The 17,545-nt window shown below is 64.9% G+C and carries 18 protein-coding genes; 9 read left to right on the top strand and 9 right to left on the bottom strand.

All coding sequences use genetic code 11. The annotated features are described in order from the left end of the window. Positions 1 to 15: 15 nt before the first annotated feature. The 4 genes from K1177_RS15875 to K1177_RS15860 form a co-directional block, all read right to left on the bottom strand. Entirely contained in the window at positions 16 to 417 is a 402-nt protein-coding gene (locus K1177_RS15875) for an endonuclease domain-containing protein (RefSeq protein WP_224704631.1), read from the bottom strand. A 142-nt stretch (positions 418 to 559) separates the two neighbouring features. Next, positions 560 to 1,810: a Zn-dependent hydrolase gene (locus K1177_RS15870; protein ID WP_224704630.1), complete on the bottom strand. Its 1,251-nt coding sequence runs from the start codon at positions 1,808 to 1,810 to the stop codon at positions 560 to 562. Between the two features lie 12 nt (positions 1,811 to 1,822). After that, positions 1,823 to 3,319 carry a CoA-acylating methylmalonate-semialdehyde dehydrogenase gene (locus K1177_RS15865; RefSeq protein WP_224704628.1) on the bottom strand — a complete coding sequence of 499 codons (1,497 nt, stop codon included), beginning with the start codon at positions 3,317 to 3,319 and terminating at the stop codon, positions 1,823 to 1,825. Further along, positions 3,319 to 4,683 carry an aspartate aminotransferase family protein gene (locus K1177_RS15860; protein WP_224704626.1) on the bottom strand — a complete coding sequence of 455 codons (1,365 nt, stop codon included), beginning with the start codon at positions 4,681 to 4,683 and terminating at the stop codon, positions 3,319 to 3,321. Before K1177_RS15860 ends, K1177_RS15865 begins: the two co-directional genes overlap by 1 nt. Positions 4,684 to 4,772: 89 nt before the next feature. Here K1177_RS15860 and K1177_RS15855 point away from each other — a divergent pair, with 89 nt between their 5' ends. Continuing rightward, the gene (locus K1177_RS15855) at positions 4,773 to 5,507 is read left to right on the top strand and encodes a TetR family transcriptional regulator C-terminal domain-containing protein (RefSeq protein WP_224704624.1); all 735 of its coding nucleotides are present in this window, start codon (positions 4,773 to 4,775) and stop codon (positions 5,505 to 5,507) included. Here K1177_RS15855 and K1177_RS15850 read toward each other — a convergent pair. Beyond that, on the bottom strand, positions 5,504 to 6,565 hold the full coding sequence (locus tag K1177_RS15850; RefSeq protein ID WP_224704623.1) for a GGDEF domain-containing protein: 1,062 nt from the start codon (positions 6,563 to 6,565) through the stop codon (positions 5,504 to 5,506). The two genes, K1177_RS15855 and K1177_RS15850, sit on opposite strands and share 4 nt — an antisense overlap. 464 nt (positions 6,566 to 7,029) lie before the next feature. On the opposite strand from K1177_RS15850, the gene K1177_RS15845 reads away from it, so the two are divergent. Then, on the top strand, positions 7,030 to 7,383 hold the full coding sequence (locus K1177_RS15845; RefSeq protein ID WP_224704621.1) for a septal ring lytic transglycosylase RlpA family protein: 354 nt from the start codon (positions 7,030 to 7,032) through the stop codon (positions 7,381 to 7,383). 16 nt (positions 7,384 to 7,399) lie between these two features. On the opposite strand, the gene K1177_RS15840 is transcribed toward K1177_RS15845, so the two are convergent. Further along, entirely contained in the window at positions 7,400 to 7,657 is a 258-nt protein-coding gene (locus K1177_RS15840; RefSeq protein ID WP_224704619.1) for a DUF1127 domain-containing protein, read from the bottom strand. Between the two features lie 182 nt (positions 7,658 to 7,839). Here K1177_RS15840 and K1177_RS15835 point away from each other — a divergent pair, with 182 nt between their 5' ends. The 6 genes from K1177_RS15835 to K1177_RS15810 all read left to right on the top strand — a co-directional run bounded on the left by K1177_RS15835 (position 7,840) and on the right by K1177_RS15810 (position 13,436). Beyond that, entirely contained in the window at positions 7,840 to 8,709 is an 870-nt protein-coding gene (locus tag K1177_RS15835) for a LysR family transcriptional regulator (RefSeq protein WP_224704617.1), read from the top strand. A 45-nt stretch (positions 8,710 to 8,754) separates the two neighbouring features. Further along, positions 8,755 to 9,324, top strand: a complete 570-nt coding sequence (locus K1177_RS15830; protein ID WP_224704615.1) for a response regulator — start codon at positions 8,755 to 8,757, stop codon at positions 9,322 to 9,324. Positions 9,325 to 9,455: 131 nt separating this feature from the next. Further along, positions 9,456 to 10,619: an MFS transporter gene (locus tag K1177_RS15825; protein WP_224704614.1), complete on the top strand. Its 1,164-nt coding sequence runs from the start codon at positions 9,456 to 9,458 to the stop codon at positions 10,617 to 10,619. Beyond that, a complete protein-coding gene (locus tag K1177_RS15820; RefSeq protein ID WP_224704612.1) occupies positions 10,616 to 11,809 on the top strand; it encodes an MFS transporter in 1,194 nt (397 codons plus the stop codon). The genes K1177_RS15825 and K1177_RS15820 overlap by 4 nt, the downstream gene beginning before the upstream one ends. After that, positions 11,809 to 12,273: an MmcB family DNA repair protein gene (locus K1177_RS15815; protein ID WP_224704605.1), complete on the top strand. Its 465-nt coding sequence runs from the start codon at positions 11,809 to 11,811 to the stop codon at positions 12,271 to 12,273. The genes K1177_RS15820 and K1177_RS15815 overlap by 1 nt, the downstream gene beginning before the upstream one ends. Then, positions 12,270 to 13,436: an MFS transporter gene (locus K1177_RS15810; protein WP_224704603.1), complete on the top strand. Its 1,167-nt coding sequence runs from the start codon at positions 12,270 to 12,272 to the stop codon at positions 13,434 to 13,436. Before K1177_RS15815 ends, K1177_RS15810 begins: the two co-directional genes overlap by 4 nt. Here the strand turns inward: K1177_RS15810 and K1177_RS15805 are convergent. Continuing rightward, positions 13,402 to 15,054: an MBL fold metallo-hydrolase RNA specificity domain-containing protein gene (locus K1177_RS15805; RefSeq protein ID WP_224704601.1), complete on the bottom strand. Its 1,653-nt coding sequence runs from the start codon at positions 15,052 to 15,054 to the stop codon at positions 13,402 to 13,404. The two genes, K1177_RS15810 and K1177_RS15805, sit on opposite strands and share 35 nt — an antisense overlap. A gap of 129 nt (positions 15,055 to 15,183) precedes the next feature. Here K1177_RS15805 and K1177_RS15800 point away from each other — a divergent pair, with 129 nt between their 5' ends. Then, positions 15,184 to 15,534: a DUF1428 domain-containing protein gene (locus tag K1177_RS15800; RefSeq protein WP_224704599.1), complete on the top strand. Its 351-nt coding sequence runs from the start codon at positions 15,184 to 15,186 to the stop codon at positions 15,532 to 15,534. 32 nt (positions 15,535 to 15,566) lie between these two features. Here K1177_RS15800 and K1177_RS15795 read toward each other — a convergent pair whose 3' ends face one another. Continuing rightward, a complete protein-coding gene (locus K1177_RS15795; RefSeq protein WP_224704597.1) occupies positions 15,567 to 16,118 on the bottom strand; it encodes an ActR/PrrA/RegA family redox response regulator transcription factor in 552 nt (183 codons plus the stop codon). 61 nt (positions 16,119 to 16,179) lie between these two features. Continuing rightward, on the bottom strand, positions 16,180 to 17,493 hold the full coding sequence (locus K1177_RS15790) for an ActS/PrrB/RegB family redox-sensitive histidine kinase (RefSeq protein WP_224704595.1): 1,314 nt from the start codon (positions 17,491 to 17,493) through the stop codon (positions 16,180 to 16,182). Positions 17,494 to 17,545: the final 52 nt, after the last annotated feature.

Here is a 17,545-nt window from a genome sequence, read left to right as displayed (position 1 = left end):
GGTGGTTTCCTTTCTTCACCTCTCCCTGGGGGAGAGGTCGGTCGTCGCGAAGCGACGTCCGGGTGAGGGGGCCTGATCGATGTACGCACCCAGTGTGGTGAGCACGCCGTCACTGTTTGAGAGAACATCGTGATTCCAGAAACGGATCACGTCGTAGCCATGCGCAGCAAGGACCTGTGTCCGGGCATGATCGGCAGGGTTCTGATCATGCTGACCGCCGTCCAGCTCGACGACCAGATCGGCCTGTCGGCAGGCGAAGTCGGCGATATAGGGACCGATGGGTAGTTGGCGGACGAATTTTAGACCGCGGAACTGGCGGTTGCGGAGCACGGACCAGAGCTTGCTCTCGGCGTCGGTCATCTCGACACGAAGGCGTTTTGCGGCAGAGGCGGAAAAGCGGGTCTTGAGTGTGGACATCAGGCCCCCTCACCCGGCCCTGCGGGCCGACCTCTCCCCCAAAGGGAGAGGTGGGAACCCCCGCCCGTCCGTGCCAGGCCCATAGCCACCATAGGGATGGTGCCAAGGTTCAGGTCGGCAGGGGCGGAGAGCTGGGCCATTTTTACTGAACGATCTCCGCCGTCTCGACCACTGCGTGGAACAGCACATCGGCGCCCGCCGCGGCCCATTCCTTGGAGATCTCTTCTGCCTCATTGTGGCTGAGCCCGCCGACACAGGGGCACATCACCATGGTGCTGGGGGCAACCTTGTTGGTCCAGCAGGCGTCGTGGCCGGCGCCCGAGATGATGTCCATGTGGCTGTAGCCGAGCTTTTCGGCGGCGGCGCGGACGCGGGCGACCAGGGTCGGATCAAAGGCCACGGGATCGAAATGCCCCACCGCTTCAACCGAACAGCCGACGCCCAGCGACGCCGCGATCTCGGCGGCCTTGGCCTCGATTTCGGCCCGCATGCGATCGAGCTTGCCCTGGTCGGGCGAACGCAGGTCGACCGTGAAGACCACCGTGCCGGGCAGCACATTGCGCGAATTGGGAGAGAACTTGACCTGGCCGACACCGGCAACCGAGCCGGGCTGATTGGCCATGGCAATGGTCTGCACCGCCTCCATGATGCGCGCCATGGCCAGGCCCGCATTGACACGCATGGGCATGGGCGTCGAGCCGGTATGGGCTTCCTTGCCGGTGAGGGTAAACTCGAGCCACCACAGGCCCTGGCCGTGGGTGACGACGCCGATCTGCTTGTTCTCGGCTTCGAGAATGGGGCCCTGCTCGATGTGATATTCGAAATAGGCGTGCATCTTGCGCGCGCCCACCGGCTCCTCGCCGACCCAGCCGATGCGCTGCAGTTCATCGCCATAGGTCTTGCCGTCCATGTCCTTGCGGCCATAGGCGTAGTCGAGGGTATGGATGCCGGCAAAGACGCCCGAGGCTAGCATGGCGGGGGCGAAGCGGGCGCCCTCCTCATTGGCCCAGTTGGTGACAACGATGGGATGTTTGGTCTTGATACCCAGGTCGTTCATCGAGCGGACCAGTTCGAGCCCGGCCAGCACGCCCAGCACGCCGTCATATTTGCCGCCGGTGGGCTGGGTGTCGAGATGGCTGCCGACATAGACCGGCAGCGCATCGGGATCGGTGCCGGGGCGCGTCATGAACATGGTGCCCATCTTGTCGACAGCCATGGTGAGGCCCGCGTCCTCGCACCAGGACTGGAACAGGCGACGGCCTTCGCCATCTTCGTCGGTCAGCGTCTGGCGGTTATTGCCCCCGGCGATGCCGGGGCCAATCTTGGCCATGTCCATCAGGCTATCCCAGAGCCGATCACCGTTGATACGAAGGTTTTCTCCAGGGGCAGACATGGGCTGTGCTTTCTATTTGACGCTCGGGAACGAGAATTCCGCGCCGCCCTTGATGCCGGCGGGCCAGCGGGTGGTGACGGTCTTGAGGCGGGTGTAGAAGTGAACGCCTTCGGGGCCATAGATGGAGTGGTCGCCAAACAGGCTCCGCTTCCAGCCGCCAAAGGAGTGATAGGCCACCGGCACCGGGATGGGGACATTGATGCCCACCATGCCCACTTCGATCTTGTCGGCGAACTCGCGGGCGGCGTCGCCGTCGCGGGTGAAGATGGCGGTGCCATTGCCATATTCGTGGTCGTTGATCAGCTTCACCGCCTGGGCATAGTCATCGGCGCGCACCACCGAGAGCACGGGGCCGAAGATCTCTTCCTTGTAGATGGTCATCTCGGGCGTGACGTGGTCGAACAGCGTGCCGCCGACGTAGTAGCCGCCTTCATAGCCCTGGAGGCTGAAGCCGCGGCCATCGACCACCAGTTCGGCGCCCTGCTCCACGCCGGCGTCGATATAGCCGACGATCTTGTCGCGGTGCATCTTGGTGACCACCGGGCCCATTTCGGCGTCCTTGTCTGTCGAGGGGCCGATCTTGAGGCTTTCCACACGCGGCTTGAGCTTGGCGACCAGCGCATCGGCGGTCTCCTTGCCCACCGGCACGGCCACTGAAATGGCCATGCAGCGTTCACCGGCCGAGCCATAGCCGGCGCCCATCAGCGCATCGGCGACCTGGTCGAGATCGGCATCGGGCAGGATGACCATGTGGTTCTTGGCGCCGCCCAGGGCCTGGACGCGCTTACCGGCGCGGGTGCCGCGCTGATAGACATATTCAGCGATGGGGGTCGAGCCGACAAAGCTCACCGCCTTGATGTCGGGGTGGTCGAGAATGCCATCGACCATTTCCTTGTCGCCATGGACGATGTTGAGAATACCCTCGGGCAGGCCGGCTTCCATGAACAGGTTCCAGGCCAGCATGGGCGCACTGGGGTCGCGCTCGGAGGGTTTCAGGATAAAGGCATTGCCGCAGGCAATCGCCGCCGGATACATCCACATCGGCACCATGGCCGGGAAGTTGAACGGGGTGATGCCGGCCACCACGCCCAGCGGCTGGCGATCGGAATAGCTGTCGATGGCGGGGCCGACATTGCGGCTGAACTCGCCCTTGAGCAGCTGCGGAATGCCGCAGGCGAAATCGACGCAGTCGATACCGCGGGCCACTTCGCCCAGCGCATCGTCATGCACCTTGCCGTGCTCGCGCGAAATCTCGCGGGCGAGATCGTCGGCATATTGATCGAGCAGGGCCTTGAACTTGAACATGACGCGCGCCCGCTTCATGGGCGGGGTATTGCCCCAGGCGACCTGGGCCTTCTTGGCGGAGGCCACGGCATCGTTGAGTTCGGAAAGCGTCGACAGCGGCAGCTCGGCCGAGACTTCGCCGGTGGCCGGATTGAACACCGGCACGCGGCGGGTGGAGGCCGAGACATAGCGTTTGCCGGCAACGGCGTTTTCGATGATCTGCATTATGCAATGCTCCGCAGGGCGCTGCGCACGCCGTCAATGAGTTCGCCAATCTGGCTTTCGGAAATGATCAGCGGCGGGCTCATGGCGATGATGTCGCCCGTGGTGCGGATCAGATAGCCATCTTCGAAGCACTTCAGGAACGCCGAGAAGGCGCGCTTGGTGGGCGAGCCGGCGATGGGCTCGAGCTCGATGGCGCCGACCAAGCCGATGTTGCGGATGTCGATGACATGCGGCTCGCCCTTGAGCGAATGCAGCGCGTCCTGCCAGACGGGGGCCAGCGCGGCGCCGCGGGTCAAAAGATCCTCGTCCTTATAGGTTTCGAGCGTGGCCAGACCCGCTGCCGAAGCCACCGGATTGCCCGAATAGGTATAGCCATGGAAGAACTCGATGACGTGTTCGGGGCCATCCATGAAGGCATCGTGGATTTCCGAGGACACCAGAACCGCGCCCATGGGGATGACGCCATTGGTCAGGCCCTTGGCGGTGACCATGATGTCGGGCGTCACGCCGAAATAGTCGGCGCCAAAGGGCGTGCCCAGGCGACCGAAGCCGGTGATGACCTCGTCAAAGATCAGCAGGATGCCATGCTTCTTGGTGATCTCGCGCAGGCGCTTGAGATAGCCGGCGGGTGGAATGAGCACGCCAGTGGAGCCGGCCACCGGCTCGACGATGACGGCGGCAATGGTGGAGGCATCGTGCAGGGTGACGATGCGTTCCAGCTCGTCAGCCAGGTCGACGCCATGCTCGGGCAGGCCCTTGGAGAAGGCGTTCTTGGCCAGGTTATGGGTATGCGGCATGTGGTCGACGCCGGTCAGCAGCGTGCCGAACATCTTGCGGTTGGTGACAATGCCGCCCACCGAAATGCCGCCGAAATTGACGCCGTGATAGCCACGCTCGCGGCCGATCAGGCGGGAGCGGGCGCCGTCGCCCTTCACGCGATGATAGGCCAGCGCCACCTTGAGCGCGGTCTCCACCGACTCGGAGCCCGAATTGGTGAACAGCACATGGTCGAGCCCCTTGGGCGCGATGTCGACGATGCGGTTGGCCAGCTCGAAAGCCTTGGGATGGCCCATCTGGAAGGCGGGCGCATAGTCGAGTTCGGCGGCCTGCTTGGCGATGGCCTCGACGATCTTGGGACGGGCGTGGCCGGCATTGACGCACCACAGGCCCGCCGTGCCGTCCAGAACCTGGCGGCCGTCGGCGGTGGTGTAATGCATGTCCTTGGCCGCCACGAACATGCGCGGGGCTTTCTTGAACTGCCGGTTGGCCGTAAACGGCATCCAGAACGCACTCAGGTCGTTGGGTACCACTGCGCTAGAATTGGACACGAAATCCTCGCTCCCGTTGAATCTGCTGCCGGCCATGATTTGGCGCTTGACGCGGGGCCGCAATGCCCAGAATTTTGACCAGTTGGAAAAATGTTAGCACTCCCAATCTTTCTAGCAAGGCGAAAATGCCGCCGATCAAAGTGAAAAGTGCCGAAGTCGCGACAACACCCAGGCGCCAGCACAAGGCGGACGCCCGCGCGGCCGCAGGGTCGCATGGTCCGGCCAAGCCAAGGGCGCAGACGCGTATCCAGCGCGAGAAGCAGGATGTGATTCTGGAAGCGGCGCTGGAGGTGTTCTCCATGCACGGTTTCCGCGGCGCCACGATCGACCAGATCGCCGAGGTCGCCGGCATGAGCAAGCCGAACCTGCTGTATTATTTCCCCCGCAAGGAAGAGATCCATCGCCGGCTGATGTCGGCCCTGCTCGACACCTGGCTGGCGCCGCTGCGCGAGATCAATGCCGATGGCGATCCCTTTCCCGAGATTCGCTCCTATATTCGCCGCAAGCTGGAGATGGCGCGCGACTATCCGCGCGAAAGTCGGCTGTTTGCCAATGAAATGCTGCAGGGTGCGCCGCGCATCATCGAGATGATCGAGGTGGACCTCAAGAACCTGGTCGATGAAAAGGCCAAGGTGCTGCTGACCTGGATGGACCAGGGCAAGCTGGCCCGCACCGACCCCTATCACCTGATCTTCTCGATCTGGGCCACAACCCAGCACTATGCCGATTTCGACGTGCAGGTCCGCGCCGTACTGGGGCCGGCGCGGGGCGGCGAGGGGCGATTCGAGGACGCAGCCCGCTATCTCGAGGGGCTGTTCCTGCACGGGCTGACGCCGCGCAGCACACCCAAGGCCGGCTAGGCCCGGCGCAGTTGCCAGGCTCCTGCGGGGCCGGGCGCCTCGTCGGCAAACTTGACACTGCTGCCGGCCACACGCTTGGCGCGATACAGCGCAGAATCAGCCGCCGCCAGGACGGTGGCCACCGGCAGGTCGCCGCCGGGCGAGGTGGCCACGCCAACGCTGGCGCCGACCGTGACGGTGTGCGCCGCTGTCCGAATTGGCGCCGCAATGGCCGCGACACAGGCATGCGCCAGATCGGCCAGACCTTCGGCACCGCGCGCAGGGCTGGCCAGCAGCACGAATTCATCACCGCCCAGCCGCGCCAGCATGTCACTGGACTGCAGCAGCGGCTGCAGACGCTGGCCCACGGCGCGCAGCACGGCGTCGCCTGCGGCGTGGCCGAAGGCGTCGTTGACCGGCTTGAAGTGATCGAGATCGAGCAGCAGCACGTCAAAGGGGATCTTTTGGCTGGTGAGCGAGGCCGCGCGCGTTTCGAAGGCCAGGCGATTGGGCAGGCCGGTCAGCGCATCAATGCGCGACTGGTTATGGGCAAGCCGGCGCTGGCGCTCGATGCGGCGGGCAAGATTGTGCATCACCAGCATCAGGCCCATGGCCAGCAGGATCGTGCCGCCAATCAGCGGCAGGCGGACGGGGGCGAAGCGGGCAAACACCTGGGCGCCGGTGGACTCGCGGCGCCATGTGAGGAAGCTGCCTGAGGGCCCCTGGCCATTGAGCAGGGGAATCTGGGCTTCGCCCGGATCGGTGCTGCGCTCGGCGGTCAGCCGACTGTTGCGCAGGCCCGCAAGCTGCCCCACCCGGACGGCACCAGACGGGGTCAGTTCGCCATATTGGGCCACGATTGCGTCAAGCGCATTGGCCGCGCGGCGCAGTTCGGCGCTCTGGTTGGCCTGATCGATCGCCTGGGTGACATTGATGGCAGTGGTGCCGACGAGAATGGCGGTGCAGGCCAACGCCACCATGCAGGCAATGACCAGGCGACCGATGGCCCGCATACCGGCATCGGTGTCGACCGGAGCCTGGCTGAACCAGCCCGGGAGCCTGTTGGATGGCCGCCGCATCGTCGCATTCCCCTGCCCGCGCAGTATGGCGCCAAGGGGTTGGCAAAGGGTTATCGCAGCGCCGCCCCGCCCTCAAATACGCCAACGCGGAATAAATCCGCCCCATTCTCGCCACATTTGGGCCTCGCGGGGCACCCGAACCCGGTCTCCACGTCGAAAAATCGCAGAAATCCGGCCTTTGTGATCACCCGGGGTGGGTTTGTGACCATACGGCCACAGTGGGCAAGATGAATCCGGATTCGGGCAATTCTGCTGCCGCAGACACGACCATATCTGTCGAGTTGTGGATTCATATCCTACAGATCGGGCCAATCCTGGCGAGACTGCGGCCAGCATATCCGCCGGATTCTGCGACATCAGGGCAACACATCGGGCTGACGGGCCATTTGTGGCAAAGTTGGGCACATTCTGGCCCGTAGCCTGCATTAACCAGCGGCTTACCTAAGACTATGTGAGTTCCAGACTTGATCAGAAAAGCCGTTGTTGTTGCAGCCGTTGCTGCGACCGTCCTCTCGTTTTCCTCTGCTGCCTATGCCCAATGTGGTGGTGCTTCCTGGTATGGTCCCGGCTTCAACGGGAAAAAAGCCGCCTCGGGTGAAACCTTCAACGAAAACGCCATGACCGCCGCTCACCGCTCGCTGCCCTTCGGCACCAAGGTGCTCGTCACCGACCAGCGTACCGGCCGCGCCATCCAGGTCACCATCAATGACCGCGGCCCCTTTGTGGGCAAGCGCATCATCGACCTCTCCAAGGCCGCCGCCACCGAACTGGGCTTCCGCAACCGCGGCACCACTTCGGTGTGCATCAGCCAGCTCTAGCCGAACCGGGTTGTCGTCAAGGCGCGGCGCAGGCCGGAGCCGCCTTGGCGACATGCGTATTGCAGGCCGATGCAACCGGCCGGAACCACTGTCGGAGCACCTGATGTTCCGGCAGTGCGCCTGCCGCCTTGCCATGGGTCACAGTCTCGGCGATGCGATCGCGTGGAATGCCCATGTCCTGCAGCAGCCGATCATCCAATCGACTGACCGCGTCGATCGATACGCGCAAATCGAGCCAGGTTTTGACCTGACGCCAAACATTGCCAATAAGCATCCTTGATCTCCGAGCAAAGGCGCAGCGCACGCGTGCCGGACACCTCGGCGCTGCAGCGTTTCATTTCTGAACTATGGATTGTCGGGCGACGGCACGTTGCCGCCTGCCACGACCCGTTTATTGCGCAATCGCTTGGCGTTGCGCTATGATCATGGTCGCAAGTCATATTTCAGAAATGCAAAATGAACTTCAGTTGGGACGATCTCCGCCTGTTCCTAGAGGTCGCGCGCCTGGGTGGGCTGAGCGCGGCCGCACAGGTCACCGGCCTGAGTGCTGCCACGCTGGGGCGACGCATCACGGCGCTTGAGCGCCAGATGGGCGAGCGGCTGTTTGTGCGCAGCCAGACCGGCTATCAGCTGACCGAGGCCGGAACCAATCTGCTCGAACGCGCAGAGGAGGTCGCGACGGCCATGCGCGGCCTGATGCGCTGGAAGGACAGCGTGGCAGGCCTGCCCGTGGTGCGGATCTCGGCGGGACCCTGGACGTCTGCCTTTATCGCCAGCCGGATCGACAGTGTCTGGACCGTGGCGGACCGTTTCGTGGTTGAGTTCGTCACAGCCACCGAAAAGGTGGATATCGGCCGCCGCCACGCCGACATCGGCATTCGCAACCAACGCCCGACGGAGCAATGGCTGGCCGGCCGGCAGGTCGGCAGCGTTGCCTATGGCATCTACGCAGGCCGCAACCTCATCAATGGCGTCAAGGCGGGCTATTTCGTCGGCACTGCCGGCAAATCCATGCATTCCGAGCGTTGGCTCGAGGCCCACCATGGCGACCGCATTGCGCTGCGCGGCAATGACGCCATGGCCGTGCGGGAACTGGTGGCCGCCGGGGCCGGACTATCGGTCTTTCCCTGCTTTGTCGGCGACAGCGACCCACGGCTGGTTCGGGTGGCCCCGCCCATTGCCGAACTTGCCACGGACCAGTGGCTGGTCAGCCACCACGAGGGCCGCCACGAACCGGCCGTCAAGGCTGTCGCCGAACGCCTCGCGACACTGCTGAAATCGCATGCGCCGCTTTTTGGCGGCGCCCTGCCGTTAGCCCTGCCTTAGCACTCCCGCCCTAGTGTGGCGGTGGGGAATGCAGGGACGGGGCAGATGAACATTACCGCTTATGTGGTGGGACCTCAGGATGGCTCGGGGGCCGGACTGATGGCCATGGCGCGGGGGATCGATTTTGCCGCTGTCCTGCCCTATGCCGGCATGATGCAGGTCGAGCACCAGATCTCGCGCACACCGATCTGCTTCTTTCTGTTTGCGGCCGTGCCCGATGTCGAGGCGCTGCGCGGCGTGGCCCAGGCGATTCGCTTTTCGCCACGCCGGCAGGTGCGCTATGCGCCGCTGATCTATTTTTCCGAAAGCCCGTCAGGCGAGACCATCCGGCGCTGCGCAAGCATGGGCTTTGATGACGTCATTACCATGCCCTTCAGCCGCGCGCGGCTGCAGGCCCGCATCGACCGCCAGATCGGCAAGCCCCTGCGCTACTTTGAAACGCCGGGCTATTTCGGGCCCGACCGGCGCAGCCAGAATCCGGCCGCAAGGCCCGGCAGCCAGACGCCGCTCAGCGGACAACAAAGGCACATCGATTTCATCCGCAACGTCATATCGGGCGTGCATGTGCTGCGCGACGACTATGTCCAGCCGCAGCCGAAACATGTCGCCGGCTAGAGCAGGGCGGCAAAAATGCAACGTTACAAAACGCAATGTAAAACGATTTCGTGGCTGCTTTCTTTGCCATCGATTTTGGCATAGCTTGCCGCTTACAACGCCTTACTGAGTGCATTCAGATGAGTTTCGGCATGACGCTGCCGCCCCAGATCAAGGTCTTCGGGGCGTTTTTCATTTATTCATTTTGCATGGGGAGCATCTATCCCCGCCTGCCGGCCATCCAGGAGTTCATGGGCGTCGCCGAAGGCGCGCTGGGCCTGTCGCTGATCGGCGCCGCCACGGGCACGCTGATTTCGCTGACCTTTGCCGGGCCGCTGCTGGATCGCCTGGGCCATCGTCGCGTGCTGCTGGCCGCGCTGCCGCTCCTGGCGACGCTCTACGCCATCGCCGTCTGGGCACCCTCGCCGGTCACCTTCTTTCTGCTGCTGGTGCCGGTGGGCCTGGTGATCGGCTGCATCGAGCTGATCGTCAATCTCGAGGCCGACCGGGTGGAGCATGCCATCGGGCGTCGCATCATGAACCGGGCGCATGCCTTCTGGAGCTTCGGCTTCTTCTCGGCCGGCGTGTTCGGCGCGCTGATGGCCCAGATGGGCCTGTCGCCGCAGTGGCACCTGGCCCTGATGATCCCCATCATTTCCGTGCTGACCGCGCTGGTGCTCGGCAAGTTCGAACCCGCCGCCCATCGCGCCGGCGGCAACAGCGAGCCTTCGCCCATGCTGGCTCGCCCGACGCTGGCCATTCTGGCGCTGATCATGGTGTGTCTGCCGGCCATGATCATGGAAGGCGCGATCATCGACTGGTCTGCCATCTTCATGACCAAGGAATTCATCGCCGAACCCTTCTGGGCCGGACTGGCCGTGGCCATTGGCGCGGGGTCGCAGGCCGTCACTCGCTTTTTTGCCGACAGCTTTGTTGAGCGCTGGAGCCCGCAGGTCGTGGCGCGGAGCCTGCTGGGCCTGCTCGGCGTGGGCACGGTTCTGGTGTTCTTTGCGCCCTGGCAGCCGCTGGCCTATCTCGGCCTCGCCCTGACCGGCGCTGGCACCAGTGCGCTGTTCCCGCTGGCCATGTCGGCGGCGGCGCAACGCACCGACCGCCCGGCGGCCATCAATGTCGCCGCCCTGGCCCAGATCTCCTTCGTATCCTTCCTGGTCGGGCCGCCGCTGCTTGGCTTTGTGGCTGAGCATTTCGGTATTCGCTGGGCATTCGGCATCGGCATTCCGCTGGTGATCCTGGGTCTGCTGTTCGCCGATTCGCTGGCCCCGCGCCGCCAGGCCAAGGTGGTGGCCGCAGAATGAAAATCGCCCCGCATGTCCGCATCTACGCGTGCTTTTTCCTCTTCGCCTTCTCGCTGGGCGCCCTGCTGTCCCGCATGCCGGATCTGCAGACCCATCTGCAGGTGGCCGAAGGCCAGCTCGGCCTGACGCTGATCGGCATGTCGATCGGCTCGCTGATCTCGCTGACCATTTCTGCGCCTCTGATCGAACGGCTGGGGGCCCGCACCACGGCCATGATCACCGTGCTGGGCACGGCGAGCCTTTATGCCATCATCCCCTGGCTGCCATCGGCCGTTGCGGTGTTCATCACGCTCTTCTGCGCCGGCCTGCTGGCCGGGGCGCTCGAGATCAACCTCAATGTCGAAACGGATCGGCTCGAGGCGCAATATGGCCGGCGCTACATGAACCGCGCCCATGGCAGCTGGAGCCTGGGCTTCTTCATCACGGCCCTGCTGGGGGCCGCTGTGCGCCAGACTGGCATGTCCATGGAGCTCCACGTGGGCCTCGCCGCCGCAATCGTGGTTGTGGTCGGAATCGTCATGATTGCCGGCATGACCACGGCGCCGCATCGTCCCAATATGCATACCGGCGAGACGCCACGGTTTGCGTTCCCCAACCTGGGCCTGCTGCCCCTGTGCATGATCGGCATTGCCGCCTTCCTGATCGAGGGTGCCGGCATCGACTGGTCGACCATCTACATGCGCGATGCCTTCGAGACGCCGGTGGAACCGTTCATCGGCGGGCTCGGCCTGACGCTGTTCTCGGGCTTCATGGCGGCGACGCGGCTTTCGGCAGACCCGATTGTCGAGCGCTTCGGTCCAAGGGCAACCGCCACGACGCTGCTGTCGCTGGCCGCCATCGGTGCGGTGGCCGTGGCCAGCGCGCCGATGCCCTGGGTGTCGCTGGTGGGCTTTGCCCTGCTGGGCATCGGCTGCTCGGCGGTCTATCCACTGGCCGTGTCGGCCGCCGCGCAGCGCACCGACCGGCCCAGTTCCGTCAATGTGGCAGCGCTTGGCCAGGTGACTTTCGTGGTGTTCTTCCTGGCGCCGCCGCTCCTGGGCTTTGTGGCCGAGCACCTGCATATCCGCACCTCCTATCTGGTGGTGCTGCCGGTCATCGTGCTGGGCCTGATCGCCTGCCGCGCCCTGGGCACCAAGGCGGTCGATACGCCTGCGGCGCTGGCACCTGAACCGGCGACACCGCTGGGTTGATGGGGACGTCGCTGCCACCCATCGTTGACCTGCGCCAGTCGGCCACCGCCTTGCGCGTGCAAAGGGGCGTGATGCGCCTGTTGCGCGAGAGCCATGACATGGCCTGCTTTGCCGAGGTGACGCTCAAGAGCGGTCGCCGCGCCGATGTGCTGGGCGTGGGGCCGCAGGGGGAGATCTGGATCGTCGAGATCAAGTCGAGCCTGATCGATTTCCAGGTCGACAAGAAGTGGCCGGAATACCGGGAATTCTCCGACAAGTTCTTCTTCGCCAAACCGCCGGAGCTCGATGGCGGCATATTCCCCCAAAGCGAAGGGCTGATCGTGGCCGATGGCCATGACGGAGCCATCCTGCGCGACAGCCCGCTGACGCCAATGGCTCCGGCGCGACGCAAGGCGCTGATGCTCAAGCTGGCGCGGCTGGGCGCAGACCGCATCCATGCCCTGATGGACCCGGGCCCGCAATGACGGATGCTTTGCGGCTGCGCTGGCGCATCATCGCCCTGTTCTTCGTGCATGCGCTGGCGCTGGGCGCCATTCATACGCGCATTCCCGATATCCAGCTGCTCAACGGGCTGAGCGAAGCCCAGCTCGGGCTGGTGCTGATTGGCCAGCCATTGGGCGGGCTGGGCATGTTCCTGTTTTCCAGCCGCATCATCGAGCGTTTCAGCCCGCGCCGCGTGCTGCTCGTCATGCTGCCGGTGGTCTGCATCAGCGCGGCCCTCATCACAGTGATCCTGCACCCCATCGCCATGTTTGCGCTGCTGGCGATCAATGGGGTGGGCTTTTCAGTCACCAATATCGCCATCAATGTGGAGGCCGACCGCGTCGAGGCCTCCACGGGGATGCGGGTGATGAATACCTGCCACGGCGCCTGGAGCGTGGGGTTTCTCACCACCTCGCTCCTGGGAGCGGCCCTGCGCGGGATGAGCATTTCGCCGGCCATTCACCTGTGGACGCTGGCGCCCGTGATCATCGGGCTGCTGATGCTGATTGCCCTGCCGATGCCGGTGACGCCGCCGCGGCCGCATAGTGGCGACACGCGCCGGCGGCTGGCCTGGCCGACACTGGCGACCATGGGTCTGGTGGCCTTTGGGCTGGGTGCCGGCCTCACCGAAGGGGCGGCACGGGCCTGGTCGATCATCTTCCTGCGCGACAGTTTCTCGGTCGCCGCCTGGATCGAGTCGCTGGCCCTGCCGGCGCTGCTGGCCACCATGGCCATCGGCCGGCTGGTGGCGGACCGCTGGATCGACCGTTTCGGCCCGGTGCTGGTGGCCCGCATTCTGGCCGGGATTGCCATTGCCGGGCTGGTGCTGCTGGTGGTCTCGCCCAATGCCGGCGTGGCGCTATTGGGCTTTGGCCTCGTCGGCACCGGCATCTGCGTGCTCTATCCGCTGATGCTGTCGGCGGCGGCGCGGCTGGGCGACCGCCCGGCGTCGCAGAATGTGGCCGCGACGACGCTGATCTTCCAGTTCGTCAACATGGGGTCTCCCGTGCTGATCGGGGCCATGGCGCAGAGCTTTGGCATTCGGCTGGCCTTTGCCATGCTGCTGCCGCTGCTCACGCTGACCATGGTGATGGCGGGTCGGCTGGACCCTACTCGTCGACCGACTGGCTCTCCACCGGCGTGATGGCGCTGGGGCGGGGCGGCGGCGAGGGTGGCGCACCCAGCGCCGTCAGCTCGGCCTGCAGCGCCCGCATCAGTGCCAGCTTTTCCGCATCGCTGCCCGACTGCAGGCGCTGGCTGAGGCGAATGGTGAAATCGGAGAAGGCATTGTGCCAGTCCGAATGCACCTGGGCAGGGTCGATACGCGGCGCGGTCGTGGCCTTGGCCGCGGCAATGCCCGCTGCGGTCAGCTCGAAATAGTCATCCAGCTGCGGCAGGATCACCTGGTCGCCGGCAATGCCAATACCCAGAATGGCGGCACGCAGCGCCTGGCGCTCCTCATCTTCGCCATGGGTGAGGAAGATGGCGCCATGGGCTGGCAGGCGGGCCTTGATCCAGTCCATCAGCTCGCTGTGGTCGGCATGGGCGGAGTAATTGCCCATGGAGCGGATGGCGGCACGGACGGGCACCAGCGCGCCATGGATGCGCACTTCCTTGGCACCGGAGAGGATAATCTGGCCCAGCGTGCCAGGCGCCTGATAGCCGACGAACAGCACGGTGGCGTTACGGCGGATCAGATTGTTGCGCAGATGGTGCTTGATGCGCCCCGCGTCGGCCATGCCCGAGGCGCTCATGATGATGGCGCCGCCGCGGATGGCGTTGATGGCCTTGGAATCCTCGACGGCTTCGATGATGCGGAAGCGGGGATCGTTGAACAGCTCGTCGGCCCCCAGTTCGACATCGTCGAACATGGACGCGTATTTGCGATAGACGCCGGTGACCTTGCTGGCGAGGGGTGAATCGAGGAACACCAGCTTGGGGTCGATCTCGCCGGTCTTGATCAGATAGCCGATGTCATGCAGCAGCTCCTGGCTGCGCTCGACGGCAAAGGCGGGGATGACCAGATTGCCGCCGCGGGCGAGGGCGGTGTTGATCTCGGTCTTGAGCGCTTGCCGGCGCTGGACCAGCGTATAGTCGTCGCGCTCGCGCCCGCCATAGGTGGATTCGCAGACGATATAGTCAAAGCCCGAGGGGCCCTCGGGCTCGTTGTAGAAGACCTTTTCGTCCGGGCCGATATCGCCGGAGAACATCAGGCGCACCGTGCTGTCGCCATCGGCCACCTCGACCTCGATGGATGCCGAGCCGATGATATGGCCGGCGTTCCAATAGCGGGCGCGCACGCCCGGGGCCGGGGTGATCCACTCGCCATAGCGGCAGGTCTGGCGATGCTGCAGCGCCTCCTGGGCGTCCTCGAGCGTATAGAGCGGGCGGGCGGGTTCGTCACCGCGCCGCGCGTGCTTGCGCGTCTCGCGCTCGGCCTCGGATTCTTGGATGCCGGCGCTGTCGGGCAGCAGATATTCGAGCAGGCCCGCGGTCGGCTCGGTCATCCACATCGGCCCGCGCCAGCCTTCGCGATAGAGCTTGGGCAGAAGGCCCGCGTGGTCGATATGGGCGTGGGTCAGCAGCAGGAAACCGATGGCCCTGGGGTCAAAGGGCGTGGGCTTGAGATTGAGGTCGCGCACACTCTTGTTGCCCTGGAACAGGCCGCAATCGACCAGGAACTGTCCGCCCGGATAGACCACGCGATAGCATGAGCCGGTTACCGTGCCGGCGGCGCCATGGAAGTGCAGGGTGACAGTCATGGCGCGGACTCCTTTGGATTTTTCTTGTCGCTTGTGTCGGAGTTAGCCTTCCAACTTCGTCGTTGTCGAGGCGGCCCGTGGATGGATGTGTCCATTGGTGCGGGCCAGCACAAGCAGAGGAGAGACAAAATGAGCTATGTCGATGGCTTCGTGGCGGCAGTGCCCAAGACCAGGAAGGCGGAATACATCGCCTTTGCCGAGACGATGGCAAAGCTGATCCTGTCTTGGGGCGCCACACGGGTGGTGGAGAACTGGGGCGACGACGTGCCGACTGGCGAAACGACCGATTTTCATCGCGCCGTGGCAGCGGGGCCGGACGAGGTCGTGGTGTTCTCCTGGGTCGAATATCCCGACAAGGCCACGCGGGACAAGGTGCAGAGCCTGATGATGAGCGACGCCACCATGGCCGGCACGAGCATGCCGTTCGACGGCAAGCGCCTGATCTATGGCGGCTTCAGCACCATGATTTCAGCACGCTAGAGGGTGGGCGCAGGGCAGATTGCCCTGCCCGCCTATTTGGGCGCGCGCTTGGCCAGGATGCGCTGCAGCGTGCGCCGATGCATGTTGAGGCGCCGCGCCGTCTCGGAGACATTGCGATCGCACAGCTCATAGACGCGCTGGATATGTTCCCAGCGCACGCGATCGGCCGACATCGGATTTTCCGGCGGCTCGGGCTTGTCCTCGCCGGTCACCAGCAGGGCGTTGATGACGTCGTCGGCGTCGGCGGGCTTGCTGAGATAGTCGACTGCACCGAGCTTAACCGCAGTGACGGCGGTGGCGATATTGCCATAGCCGGTCAGCACCACGGCGCGCGCATCGGGCCGCTTGGTGTGCAGGGCCGAGACGACCTCGAGGCCATTGCCATCCTCGAGGCGCAGATCCACCACCGCATAGGCCGGCGGCTGGGCTGCAACGGCGGCCAGGCCATCGGCAACCGAGCCGGCAATGCGGACGGAAAAGCCGCGGCGGGTCATGGCCCGTTCGAGGCGCTGGAGAAAGGCCATATCATCGTCGACCAGCAACAGGCTGGGGTCGGTGGCCAGGAGATCTTCAATCGTGCTCATGGCTTTCCCATAAGGGTTTGACACTGATACGTCAAAGCCGACCGCTTGGATCGGCGCAGCGTCAAACTGCCTCTATGGCCTGTCGCGGCCAGACAATGCGCACCTGGGCATGGCCCTCGGGCGCGATGTTCTGAAAGGCCAGGCGTGCCCCGGTGCGCTCGAGCAGGGTCTTGGCGATGAAGACGCCCAGTCCCAGCCCGCCAGGATTGCTGGCATCGGGACCCTGGGGGTCGCGCGGACGGCTGGTGAGATAGGGCTCGCCCAGCCTGGCGATCAGCTCGGGGGCAAAGCCGGGGCCGTCATCGGTAATGCTCACCGAGATGGAGTCCTTGTCCCAGGCGGAATCGATGCGCACGGTCTGGCGCGCGAAATCGGCGGCATTCTCGATCAGATTGCCCAGGCCATAGAGCAGGCCCACCGAGCGGGCAAAGACCGGGGGCTCACCGGCCGAGCGCTCGGAATAGAACAGGATTGCCTTGCCGTGCCCCTCGTGCGGGCGCGCCACTTCCGACAGCAGGTCGGTCAGCGGCACGGCGGCAAAGGGGTCGTCGGCCTCATTGCCCAGATTGCGCAGCTTGGCGAGGATGGCCCGGCAGCGCGCGGCCTGGGCGATGATGAGCTCGACGTCGGACGCCAGATCGCTGCCCGGCGGGGCGTCGGCCCGCATTTCCTTGGCGGCCAGGGCAATGGTGGACAGCGGCGTGCCCAGTTCATGGGCCGCGGCGGCGGCGAGCCCGTCGAGCGCGGAGAGCTGTTCCTTGTGCGAGAGGGCCAGTTCGGTGGCCGCCAGGGCGTCGGCGATCTGGCGGGCGTCATGGGCAACGCGGGTGGTGTAGGCAGAGATAAACACCACGCCGCAGACGATCGAGACCCAGATGCCGATCACATAGATGCGGTTGAAGGTGATCGGCTCGTCCGGGACCCAGGGCAGCGGCAGATGCCAGACCGACAGAATCGAGGCCAGCACGACCGCCAGAAAGGCGATGGCAAAGGTGGCCCGTGCCGAGAGCGTTGTGGCTGATACCGAAACCGGGGCCAGCAGCAACAGCGAGAAGGGATTGTGCAGCCCGCCCGTCAGCGCCAGCAGGCAGCCGAGCTGGCAGAGATCGAAGACGATCTGGCCGGCGGCGAACTGGGAGCTGGGACGGTAGGCAGCGCCAAAATGCAGCACCAGCCAGAGATTGACCCCGGCCGACACCGCCACCAGCGCCAGGCATTCAAACAGTGGCAGCGGAAAGCCCAGACCGAAGGCCACGAACAACAGGCCAATGGCCTGCCCGCCCACGGCCAGCCAGCGGATCAGCACCAGGGTCTGCAGGCGCAATGGCCGCCAGGTGCTGGGCAGGGGCAGTCCGTCGGCGTGGATCATGGCCATCAAAAGGCCCTCCAGACGGCCTGAACGCAGACGCCATAGTCATGCAGATGTG

This window comes from Devosia aquimaris, from assembly GCF_020169335.1.
GTDB classification, from domain to species: Bacteria; Pseudomonadota; Alphaproteobacteria; order Rhizobiales; family Devosiaceae; genus Devosia; species Devosia aquimaris.
The sequence above is the reverse complement of the archived record's forward strand: the minus strand, read 5'-3'. Positions and strand labels throughout refer to the sequence as shown.

Bases quoted from the DNA above. Each gene is read 5' to 3' on its own strand.
- K1177_RS15875 (WP_224704631.1), bottom strand. From the start codon at position 417: ATGTCCACACTCAAGACCCGCTTTTCCGCCTCTGCCGCAAAACGCCTT.
- K1177_RS15870 (WP_224704630.1), bottom strand. From the start codon at position 1,810: ATGTCTGCCCCTGGAGAAAACCTTCGTATCAACGGTGATCGGCTCTGG.
- K1177_RS15865 (WP_224704628.1), bottom strand. From the start codon at position 3,319: ATGCAGATCATCGAAAACGCCGTTGCCGGCAAACGCTATGTCTCGGCC.
- K1177_RS15860 (WP_224704626.1), bottom strand. From the start codon at position 4,683: ATGGCCGGCAGCAGATTCAACGGGAGCGAGGATTTCGTGTCCAATTCT.
- K1177_RS15855 (WP_224704624.1), top strand. From the start codon at position 4,773: ATGCCGCCGATCAAAGTGAAAAGTGCCGAAGTCGCGACAACACCCAGG.
- K1177_RS15850 (WP_224704623.1), bottom strand. From the start codon at position 6,565: ATGCGGCGGCCATCCAACAGGCTCCCGGGCTGGTTCAGCCAGGCTCCG.
- K1177_RS15840 (WP_224704619.1), bottom strand. From the start codon at position 7,657: ATGCTTATTGGCAATGTTTGGCGTCAGGTCAAAACCTGGCTCGATTTG.
- K1177_RS15835 (WP_224704617.1), top strand. From the start codon at position 7,840: ATGAACTTCAGTTGGGACGATCTCCGCCTGTTCCTAGAGGTCGCGCGC.
- K1177_RS15830 (WP_224704615.1), top strand. From the start codon at position 8,755: ATGAACATTACCGCTTATGTGGTGGGACCTCAGGATGGCTCGGGGGCC.
- K1177_RS15825 (WP_224704614.1), top strand. From the start codon at position 9,456: ATGACGCTGCCGCCCCAGATCAAGGTCTTCGGGGCGTTTTTCATTTAT.
- K1177_RS15820 (WP_224704612.1), top strand. From the start codon at position 10,616: ATGAAAATCGCCCCGCATGTCCGCATCTACGCGTGCTTTTTCCTCTTC.
- K1177_RS15815 (WP_224704605.1), top strand. From the start codon at position 11,809: ATGGGGACGTCGCTGCCACCCATCGTTGACCTGCGCCAGTCGGCCACC.
- K1177_RS15810 (WP_224704603.1), top strand. From the start codon at position 12,270: ATGACGGATGCTTTGCGGCTGCGCTGGCGCATCATCGCCCTGTTCTTC.
- K1177_RS15805 (WP_224704601.1), bottom strand. From the start codon at position 15,054: ATGACTGTCACCCTGCACTTCCATGGCGCCGCCGGCACGGTAACCGGC.
- K1177_RS15800 (WP_224704599.1), top strand. From the start codon at position 15,184: ATGAGCTATGTCGATGGCTTCGTGGCGGCAGTGCCCAAGACCAGGAAG.
- K1177_RS15795 (WP_224704597.1), bottom strand. From the start codon at position 16,118: ATGAGCACGATTGAAGATCTCCTGGCCACCGACCCCAGCCTGTTGCTG.
- K1177_RS15790 (WP_224704595.1), bottom strand. From the start codon at position 17,493: ATGGCCATGATCCACGCCGACGGACTGCCCCTGCCCAGCACCTGGCGG.